The sequence below is a fragment of the Xylophilus sp. genome, from assembly GCA_009914555.1.
Taxonomy (GTDB): domain Bacteria; phylum Pseudomonadota; class Gammaproteobacteria; order Burkholderiales; family Burkholderiaceae_C; genus WNDY01.
Genome location: WNDY01000098.1, coordinates 1 through 8360 on the forward strand (window position 1 = coordinate 1; position 8360 = coordinate 8360).

Consider the following 8360-nt stretch of genomic DNA (forward strand, 5'->3'; position numbering starts at 1 on the left):
ACGCACGGCGGGCGTGGTGCGGGCGTTCCTGTGCAGGGCGATCAGCATGCTTGGACCTCCGGAGGTGATTGCAGTGACTCTATCAATCCTCGCATCACCGCTCGGGCCATGAAGAGTGGATAGCGATTCTCGCTTATGCAATCATCCGGGAGGCGACAGCTAACTCTATGAATAAAAGATGGGGCGTGAGCGCCGCTGCGCAAAAAACGGGCAGCGCGGCATCCGAGGCATCAGAAGCCCGGCCATCAGAAAGGCAGTCGGCGCTGGTGGGCAAGGTCATCGCACTGCTGAACCAGAAAGGCGGCGCGGGCAAGACCACGCTCGCCACGCACCTGGCGGGCGAGTTGGCGATGCAGGGGCAGCGCGTCACGCTGCTCGATGCTGATCCCCAGGGTTCCGCTCTGGACTGGGCGCAAAGGCGCCTGCAAAGCGGCCAGGGGCGGCTCTACGGCGTCTTCGGGCTGGCCCGCGACACCCTGCACCGGGAAGTGCCCGAGATCGCCCAGCAGGCCGACTACGTGGTCATCGACGGCCCGCCGCGAGTGGCGGCGCTCGCGCGCTCCGCACTGCTGGCCGCGGACCTGGTGCTGATCCCCGTGCAGCCCAGCGCGTATGACGTGTGGGCCACGCAGGAGATGGTGGGCCTGATCCAGGAGGCGCAGGTGCTCCGGCCCGGCCTGCGCGCGGCCTTCGTCATCAACCGGCGCGTGGTCGGCACCGTGATCGGACGCGAGGCGCGCGCCGCGCTGGCCGATCAGCCGTTCCCCACGCTGCGCGCCGACGTCGCGCAGCGCATCGCGTTCGCCGACTGCGTGGCGGCCGGCAAGCTGGTGTGGGAGGTGGCGCCCAGCAGCGCGGCCGCGCGCGAGGTCGCGGCCTTCGCACAGGCCGTGCGGGAGGCATTGCGATGACGGCCGCCCGCCCGCCGAAGTCACCGCGCCGCGCCGCCATCGGCCGACGGCCCGCGGCTGATCCGGCCACCGCCTGGGTGCATCGGGAAGACAGCGCCGCCGTGCAGGCCAAGGCGGCAGTGTTCACCGCACGCCTGACCATCGACGTGACGCCGGCGCTGCGCGGGCGCATCAAGGTGATCGCGTTCCAGCGCGGTGTCACGGCCGCCGACATGCTGCGCGAACTGCTGGAGCGCGAGTATCCGGAGGCGCGGCCATGATGGCGGCCGCACTGCCGGCACAGCCGACACCGCACGCGCAGGCCAGCGCGCACGCGGCGCTGCTGCCGGCCGCCGGGCCGATGCGCGTCTCGCTCGCCTTCGTCGCGCATCGCGTGAACGTGTACCTGCGCTTTGGCCGGCCCGCGCGCGAGATCGTGCTGGACCGCTGGCGGCGCGTGGCGGTGTTCCTGCCGGGCGCCGTCTGCTGCCGCATCAAGTGGCTCGGCAACGACTACGGCACGGCGCTGTGGCAGCTCATGGTGTTGCAGGCACCCACGCCGCTGGACGGCATGCAGCGCGTCAGCGCGTGTCGCCCGGCGCGCGCATCCTGCTGCGCGCCGATGGCGAGCCGCGCGTCAAGGCCGTGCTCGCCGCCGTCGATGCCATCGAGGCGGCCGGCCTCGATCCCTGCGCGGCCGCGCCGGTCTACTGGCGCATGGTCGGCAACCGGCTGGCCGCGCGGCTGCCGCTGCCGGCGTACACGCCCGAGCGGCATGCCGCGCACCTGGCGCGCGAGGCGCTGCGATGACGGCCATGCACCGCTGCGCGCTCCTGGCCTGCATGGGGTTCGCGCTGGCCGGGCTCGCCGCGCCGGTCGCGCTGCCGCCGCCCGTTCGCATCGTGTTCAACCCGAGCGACAGCGTGGCGCGCGGCTGGTATCTGGTCGATGCGCTCAATGGCGCCAGCTCGCTGCGCGGCACCTTGCGGGCCGGCAGCATCGTCCTGGCTCGGCTTCCGGCCGGCGTGGCCGCGTTTGCGGCGCAGCGCGGCTACCTGCCCCAGGGCGTGCCCATCCTCAAGCGCGTGGGCGCCGTGGCGCCGCAGGCGGTGTGCGCGCTGGATCGCCTGGTCTGGATCGACGGCGTGCCCGTCGCAGCCGCGCTTACGCGCGATGGCGCGCACCGGCCATTGCAGCCCTGGCCGTACTGCCGGGCGCTTGTGGACGGGGAACTGTGCCTGCTCAGCGATACGAACCCGGCATCGTTCGACAGCCGCTATTTCGGCCCGATCGATGCCGTCGCGGTGCTCGGCATCGCGCGGCCGATGTGGACATGGTGACGGCCATGCGCTTGCTTCACGGAATGCACCCAACCCTGCGCGCCGCGTGCCACCGGACTGCGGCCGATGCTGCACTTCGGCCGCATTCCAGCGTGCAGGGAGTCCGTCGCCAACGTGCAGCGCCGGCTGCACTCGCGCGGCCCTTCGGGCGGCGCTGCGCGCGCCGTGCGCGGCTGGCGGCATGCCGGAGCCGGGAGCGGATGCGGGAGGCGCAGGCATCGGGCCAGATAAAGGGGCCGGCACGCCGAGCCCTGGGAATCCAGTCTGCACGTGGGCTCGCGGCGGCACCGCGAGGGGTGTCGCGCGTGCCGCGCGAACACCGGAATGCGCACCGGCGCTGCCGCTGCCGAGTGTCGTTTTCGCTGCATCGCGCTGGAATGCGCCAGGAGCGTTGCCGTGGCATCGCGTGACGATGACCGCTTCCGCATCCGGCCTGCGCCGCCGAAGTCGCGCACCGGCCCGCGTCCGCAGCGCTTCATTACCCAGGTACTTAAGCAGGCATCGAAGGCGGGCGCCAGCCGTTCGGGCAAGACCATCGGCAGGCCGGCCAACACCTTCGGCCGAGGCCGCGTGGCGTCCACGCTGGCCGGCCAGGGCCTGGGCGCCAACGCCCGGCGCGTGATCGTCAAGAGCCGCTTCGTGGTGCTGCAGCGCGCCAGTCCGCATTCGGTGGCCGTCCACCTGCGCTACATCGAGCGCGAGGGCGTCACGCGCAACGGGCAGAGGGGCCGGGCCTACGGCACCGGCACCGACGCGGCCGACCTCAACGGCTTCCAGGAACGGGGCAAGGCCGCCCGCCACCAGTTCCGCTTCATCGTCTCGCCCGAGGATGGGCTGGAGATCGAAGACCTCAAGGGCTTCACGCGCCAGCTCATGCGCCGCATGGAGATCGACCTGGAGACGCGCCTGGACTGGGTGGCCGTGGACCACTGGGATACGGACAACCCGCACACCCACATCGTGCTGAACGGCCACACCGCCAGCGGCGAGCACCTGGCCATCGCCCCGGACTACATGGCCCACGGCATGCGCCATCGCGCCAGCGAGATCGCCACCGAATGGCTGGGGCCGCGCACCGAGGCCGAGATGCGCCAGAGCCTGCTGCGCGAGGTGGACCAGCAGCGGCTCACCAGCCTGGACCGGGCGCTGATCCGCCAAGCCGGCGCGGACGGCATCGACTTCACGAAGGCAGGCCCGCAGGACCGCCAGCGCCAGAACGTCCTGCGCGCCCGGTTGCAGCGGCTCGAAGGCATGGGCCTGGCCGAGCGGGTCGATGCCCACCGCTGGACGCTCAAACCCGGCCTGGCTGCCACGCTGGGCGCCCTGGGTGAGCGCGAGGACGCGCTGCACGCCATGCGCCGCGCTTTGGCCGGCCAGCAGCGCGAACTGGTGATCGGCGAGGCAGGCGCACCCGTGCTCGGCCGCATCGTCGGCAAGGGCCTGGCGGACGCACTGCACGACCGGGGCTACCTGGTGGTCGATGGCATCGACGGCCGCGCGCACTACCTCAAGCTGCCGGCCGGCGCCGACCTGGGCGAGTTGCCCATCGGCGGCATCGTGGAGGCCAGGACGGCCGGGCAGCCCAGGGCCGTCGATCGCGCCATCCTCGCCGCATCGAAGGATGGCATCTACACCACGGCGGGCCATGCCGCCCAGCTCAAACGGGTCGGCGAGCGCGATCCGCAGGCCACGGTGGAGATCCACGTGCGCCGGCTGGAGGCGCTGCGCCGCGCGGGCATCGTGGAGCGCGTGGGCGATGGCGTCTGGAAGATCCCCGGCGACTTGCAGGCGCAGGCCCAGCGGCATGACGCGGGCAAGGCCCCCGGCCAAGCTATCGAACTGCGCTCGCACCTGTCCCTCGACCAGCAAGTGCGCTCCCTCGGCGCCACCTGGCTGGACCGCCAACTGCTGGACGAAGGCAAGGCGCTGGCGCCCCAGGGCTTCGGCACCCAGGTGTGCGAGGCGATGCAGCAGCGCGTGGACTTCCTCGCCGGGCAGGGGCTGGCCGAGCGTCGGGGCCAGCGCATCGTCCTCGCCCGCAACCTGCTGGCGACCTTGCGCGACCGCGAACTGGCAAGCGTCGGCAAGCAACTGCAAGCCCAGACCGGCCGCAGCTTCCACCCGCTGAAGGACGGCCAGCAGGCCAGCGGCATCTACCGCCAGTCCATCCAACTCGCCAGCGGGCGCTACGCCATGCTGGAAGACGGCATGGGCTTCAGCCTGGTGCCGTGGAAGCCGGTGATCGAACAGCGCCTGGGCCAGCAGATCGCCGCCACGGTGCGCGGAGGCGGGGTGTCGTGGGAGATTGGGCGGCAGCGCGGCCTGGGGCGCTGACGAATCCGGGCTACGCGGCTTCGACCACGCGCACGTCGAAGCCCACCCGCAGCCAGTCCCGGATCGCGTCGAAGATGGCCGCCAGGTTGTTCATGTTCGGATTGCCGTGGGGCGAGAGCATGCGGTGCAGGCTCTTGCTGGGCTTTTGCGTCAGTTCGGCCAGATGCTCGAAGCCGACCGTCGCGTTCACCAAGTCGCGCAGGATGAGGCGCGCCGCGTCCGGCTCGCCGCTGAGAAAAAGCGTGGCCGCCTCGTCCAGCAGCGCACGGGCGAAGGCCGGATCGCGCTCGGCCCGCTCGGCCACCGTCTGCTTGAAATCGCGCGTGAGCGTCATCGGTTCATGTCCTTTCCTTTGCCTTGCACCTTGGGCGCGGCGGCCAGGCGCTTCTTGCGCGCCTTGTATTCCTCGTGCAGCAGCACGGCCTGGTCGATGGCCTTCTGCTGGCCCTTCTTGCTGCTGCCGCCAAACAGCACGATCAGCGCCGCGCCATCCTGCGCCAGGTAGATGCGGTAGCCCGGCCCCCAGTCGATCTTGTACTCGCCGATCCCCCTGAACCACTCGATGTTCGAGGTGTTGCCCAACTCCATCCGCGCCTTGGCCACCGTCACCTTGGCAGCGGCTTGCGCATCCAGCGCGTTGAACCACGCCTGGTAGGGGTTGCTGCCGTCCTCGCGGACGTACTCCTCGATCTGGATCGGCATGGGTGAATGGTAACGTATAGGTTACTTTTCGGCAAGTGCGGCGCGCCAGCGCTCCCTCGCGGGCGGCCTGGCAATCCATCCGGGCGTAGTCGATGGCGCTCGGTACAATCGAGTTCATTCTCATTCAGCCGTTCGATCTCCGCATGTAGCCAGGCCCGTCCGCCCCTCGCCATCCACCGGCGCACGGGGCTCTGCCATTCCGGATCGATGGCGTATCGCTGCGTCCTGTGCTACCCCATTCAACCTCCTGTTCCGGTGTCTTCGCAGACCGGGCCTTGCAAAGGCCCCGTTTGCCGCGCCTGTTCTGGCAGGAGGCGATGCCATGAAGCGCGATCCGTCGGCCGCAGTGCGGGGCGAGCCGCAGCCCGACGCGCAGCCTTCCTCCGCGCTGGCCACCCTGTACCAGAACTGGCGCAAGCCCATCGTGCGCCTGCTGCAACGGCGCCTGGGCAGCCATGCGGAAGCCGAAGACACCGCGCAGCAGGTCTTCGCCCAGATGGCCGCCTCCGGCCGCACACCTGAAGCCGGCGCGGAACTGGCCTACCTCGACCGTGCCGCCGGCAACCTGGCCGTCGATGGCTGGCGCAAGCGTGGAAAGGCGCAGGCAATGGAGATGCTGTCGATCGAAGACGCCGGCGATGAACTGGCCGCGCTGCCCGGCGGCGACGAACACGACCCCCTGCTGCGCGCGGCGCACCGCCAGCGCCTGGCCCGGCTCGACGAGGCGCTGAATGAACTGCCCGAGCGCCAGCGCGAGGCGTTCACCCTGAACGTCCTCGACGGCCACACGCAGGAAGAAGTCGCGGCCATCATGGGCATCTCCCCGCGCATGGTCTCCAAGCACGTCAGCCGCGCCTATGCGTACTGCGAACTGCGCATACAGTACGGCAGCCTGGAACAGATGCAGCGCTTGCGCGCGCCGGCCCCCCAAGACGCGGCCGGGCACGACAACAACTCCCACGAAGCAGACCGCACACGATGAACAAGCCCCTGCCGCCCGGCATGGCGCCGGACACCCTGGTGGACCTGCACGAGACCGCCGCCGAATGGTTCACCCGCCGGCAGGAGCCGGGCTGGACCAGTGCCGACGAACGCGCGCTCAACGCCTGGCTGCAAGCCGATCCCTTCCACCGCGAGGTCTTCGACAGCATGGGCCGCACGCGGCAGCTATTCGGCCAGCTCAAGCAGTACCGCGCCCAGCAGCAGGCACCCGCGCAGGCCGCCCTCAGCCCCGCGGCCCGCGCCCGGCCCGCAACCGCCGCGCCCGCGCAGCCATGGCGGGGCTGGTGGCGGGCCGTCGCGCGCGGCCCGGCGTTCGCGTCCATTCTGGCCGGCGTCCTGGTACTGGCCCTGGGCGGCGGCTGGTATGCATGGGACAACACGGCCCGCTACAGCCTCGACGTCGCCACCGCGCGCGGCGAGGTCCGCGACATCGATCTGCCCGACGGCTCGCACATCGCGCTCAACTGGGACAGCACCCTGAAGGTGCGCTACTACCCCCGCCGCCGCGAGGTCGTGCTGGATCAGGGCGAAGCCTTCTTCCAGGTCAGCGCCGATGCGGCCAGGCCCTTCACCGTCGATTCCGGCCGCAGCCAGGTCAAGGTGGTGGGCACCGCCTTCAACGTGCGGGCCGCGCCGCCGCGCCTGATCGTCAAGGTGCGCGAGGGAAAGGTGGAAGTGTGCCCCGACCGCGCCGCGCCCGACGGACCTGTGCTCGTGCTCGGCCCCGCTTCCGGCGTCTCGGTCGATCCCTCCACGGCGCAGCACGTCTCCGTGCCCGTCAGCGCCGACACCGTGGGCGACTGGCGCAACGGCCAACTGCGGTTCAAGCGCAGCCCCCTGGGCGAAGTCGCGCAGGAAGTCGCGCGCTACCTGGGCCGGCCCGTCACGCTGGCTGGTCCCGAACTGGCCAACCTGCCCGTGTCGGCCTACTTCTCGACGTCCGCACCCGACGCCTTTATGGAACTGCTGCCCGACATCGCGCCCGTGCGGGTGCGGCGCCAGCCCGACGGCGGCTGGATGATCTCCCGCCGCTGATCCGCACGGGATGGTTTCAATTGGTTGCAATTTGGCGCGTACTCACGGGTTCGTGCTGCGCCTGAAAACTACGTCTTTTCCTGTAGGGACCGAAATTCTTCGGCCTCCCTCGGCTGCCAGCCAGTAGGGCCGAAGCAGGTACACCAGCCCGCGCTTCCCCCAGCCAACGGCCGCAAACAAGCGGCGCGCCATGCGCGCGCAGGTTGGCGAAGCCGGCCGGAGCGAACCATCGTTCCGGCGCATCTTCTCCGCGTCGGGCCCAGGTGCCGCTTCCGGCAGGAGCAGGCAAGCCCTGGGATCGTCCCCATCCTGTGCACGCGCGGCGTCCAGTTGACGCGCATTCGCGCCGGGCCATGAACGACGCAGGATTGGTGATGCGGGCAACAAGAAAACTGAGGGGAGCCCTGGCGGGCGGAGTATTCGCGGCGAACGTGCGGCGGCGCGGCAGGCACGAGCGCGTGCCCGCCGTGGCGCTGCCTATGCCATCGCTGCTGGCCATCTGTGCGGTGGCCGCGCTGGCCGCCACGCCGGCGGCATCCCATGCGCAGGAGGCACAGGTCCCCTTCGACATCGCCGCCCAGCCGCTGGCTTCCGCCCTGGGTGTGTTCGGGCAGCAGGCCAGGCAGCAGGTGCTGTTCGACGAAGCCGACATGGCCGGGCGCAATGCGCGGGCCGTCAAGGGGCTGCTGACGCCCCGGCAGGCGCTGGAGCAGTTGCTGCAAGGCACGGGCGTGGGGATTTCGCGGGCCGGGGCGGGTGGGTTTGCGCTCAAGGCAGTGCCGCCCACTCCGCCCTCTGGCGAGGGGGCCTCACTGGCCGAGGTCACGGTGAGGGCCCAGGCCGAACGCGCGGACGGCCTGCCGCCAGCCTACGCCGGCGGGCAGGTGGCGCGCGGCGGCAGCGTGGGCATTCTGGGCAACCGGGACTACATGTCGCATCCCGGACGATCATATAGCCGCTTATGGAACAGATGCGGGTGAGTCTGATACCAGTTCTTCATGGCCTGCATGGGCGTCTTGCTGCCCAGCGCTGACTGCGGCAGTTGCTGGTTGTACAA

At 70.7% G+C, this 8360-nt stretch carries 9 protein-coding genes and 2 pseudogenes; 8 read left to right on the forward strand and 3 right to left on the reverse strand.

The annotated features are described in order from the left end of the window. Nucleotides 1–266 precede the first annotated feature (266 nt). The 5 genes and pseudogenes from parA to GAK38_RS22680 all read left to right on the forward strand — a co-directional run bounded on the left by parA (nucleotide 267) and on the right by GAK38_RS22680 (nucleotide 4564). Nucleotides 267–911, forward strand: a complete 645-nt coding sequence (parA, locus tag GAK38_RS22660) for a ParA family partition ATPase (protein ID WP_325347167.1) — start codon at nucleotides 267–269, stop codon at nucleotides 909–911. Further along, nucleotides 908–1171, forward strand: coding sequence for a chromosome partitioning protein ParB (locus tag GAK38_RS22665; protein ID WP_325347168.1), 264 nt, complete (start codon nucleotides 908–910; stop codon nucleotides 1169–1171). Before parA ends, GAK38_RS22665 begins: the two co-directional genes overlap by 4 nt. After that, a pseudogene (locus GAK38_RS22670) lies at nucleotides 1168–1700 on the forward strand (DUF2840 domain-containing protein). Before GAK38_RS22665 ends, GAK38_RS22670 begins: the two are co-directional and overlap by 4 nt. A 5-nt stretch (nucleotides 1701–1705) precedes the next feature. Then, nucleotides 1706–2230, forward strand: a complete 525-nt coding sequence (locus GAK38_RS22675) for a S26 family signal peptidase (protein WP_443089265.1) — start codon at nucleotides 1706–1708, stop codon at nucleotides 2228–2230. 396 nt (nucleotides 2231–2626) lie between these two features. Continuing rightward, nucleotides 2627–4564 carry a DUF3363 domain-containing protein gene (locus GAK38_RS22680; protein WP_325347169.1) on the forward strand — a complete coding sequence of 646 codons (1938 nt, stop codon included), beginning with the start codon at nucleotides 2627–2629 and terminating at the stop codon, nucleotides 4562–4564. 10 nt (nucleotides 4565–4574) lie between these two features. On the opposite strand, the gene GAK38_RS22685 is transcribed toward GAK38_RS22680, so the two are convergent. Continuing rightward, a complete protein-coding gene (locus tag GAK38_RS22685) occupies nucleotides 4575–4898 on the reverse strand; it encodes a helix-turn-helix domain-containing transcriptional regulator (RefSeq protein WP_325347170.1) in 324 nt (107 codons plus the stop codon). After that, nucleotides 4895–5266: a type II toxin-antitoxin system RelE/ParE family toxin gene (locus GAK38_RS22690; protein WP_325347171.1), complete on the reverse strand. Its 372-nt coding sequence runs from the start codon at nucleotides 5264–5266 to the stop codon at nucleotides 4895–4897. Before GAK38_RS22690 ends, GAK38_RS22685 begins: the two co-directional genes overlap by 4 nt. 322 nt (nucleotides 5267–5588) lie before the next feature. Here GAK38_RS22690 and GAK38_RS22695 point away from each other — a divergent pair, with 322 nt between their 5' ends. The 3 genes from GAK38_RS22695 to GAK38_RS22705 all read left to right on the forward strand — a co-directional run bounded on the left by GAK38_RS22695 (nucleotide 5589) and on the right by GAK38_RS22705 (nucleotide 8283). Beyond that, entirely contained in the window at nucleotides 5589–6248 is a 660-nt protein-coding gene (locus GAK38_RS22695; RefSeq protein ID WP_325347172.1) for an RNA polymerase sigma factor, read from the forward strand. Next, nucleotides 6245–7303 (forward strand): FecR family protein, encoded by a 1059-nt coding sequence (locus GAK38_RS22700; RefSeq protein ID WP_325347173.1) that lies wholly within the window; start codon nucleotides 6245–6247, stop codon nucleotides 7301–7303. The genes GAK38_RS22695 and GAK38_RS22700 overlap by 4 nt, the downstream gene beginning before the upstream one ends. Nucleotides 7304–7656: 353 nt before the next feature. Further along, complete coding sequence (locus GAK38_RS22705) at nucleotides 7657–8283, forward strand: STN domain-containing protein (protein WP_325347174.1); 627 nt, start codon at nucleotides 7657–7659, stop codon at nucleotides 8281–8283. Here the strand turns inward: GAK38_RS22705 and GAK38_RS22710 are convergent. Then, nucleotides 8229–8360: pseudogene (locus tag GAK38_RS22710) on the reverse strand (IS481 family transposase); the annotation flags it as partial. The gene GAK38_RS22705 and the pseudogene GAK38_RS22710 sit on opposite strands and share 55 nt — an antisense overlap.

Bases quoted from the DNA above. Each gene is read 5' to 3' on its own strand.
- GAK38_RS22685 (WP_325347170.1), bottom strand. From the start codon at position 4,898: ATGACGCTCACGCGCGATTTCAAGCAGACGGTGGCCGAGCGGGCCGAG.
- GAK38_RS22705 (WP_325347174.1), top strand. From the start codon at position 7,657: ATGAACGACGCAGGATTGGTGATGCGGGCAACAAGAAAACTGAGGGGA.
- GAK38_RS22675 (WP_443089265.1), top strand. From the start codon at position 1,706: ATGCACCGCTGCGCGCTCCTGGCCTGCATGGGGTTCGCGCTGGCCGGG.
- GAK38_RS22690 (WP_325347171.1), bottom strand. From the start codon at position 5,266: ATGCCGATCCAGATCGAGGAGTACGTCCGCGAGGACGGCAGCAACCCC.
- GAK38_RS22700 (WP_325347173.1), top strand. From the start codon at position 6,245: ATGAACAAGCCCCTGCCGCCCGGCATGGCGCCGGACACCCTGGTGGAC.
- GAK38_RS22695 (WP_325347172.1), top strand. From the start codon at position 5,589: ATGAAGCGCGATCCGTCGGCCGCAGTGCGGGGCGAGCCGCAGCCCGAC.
- GAK38_RS22665 (WP_325347168.1), top strand. From the start codon at position 908: ATGACGGCCGCCCGCCCGCCGAAGTCACCGCGCCGCGCCGCCATCGGC.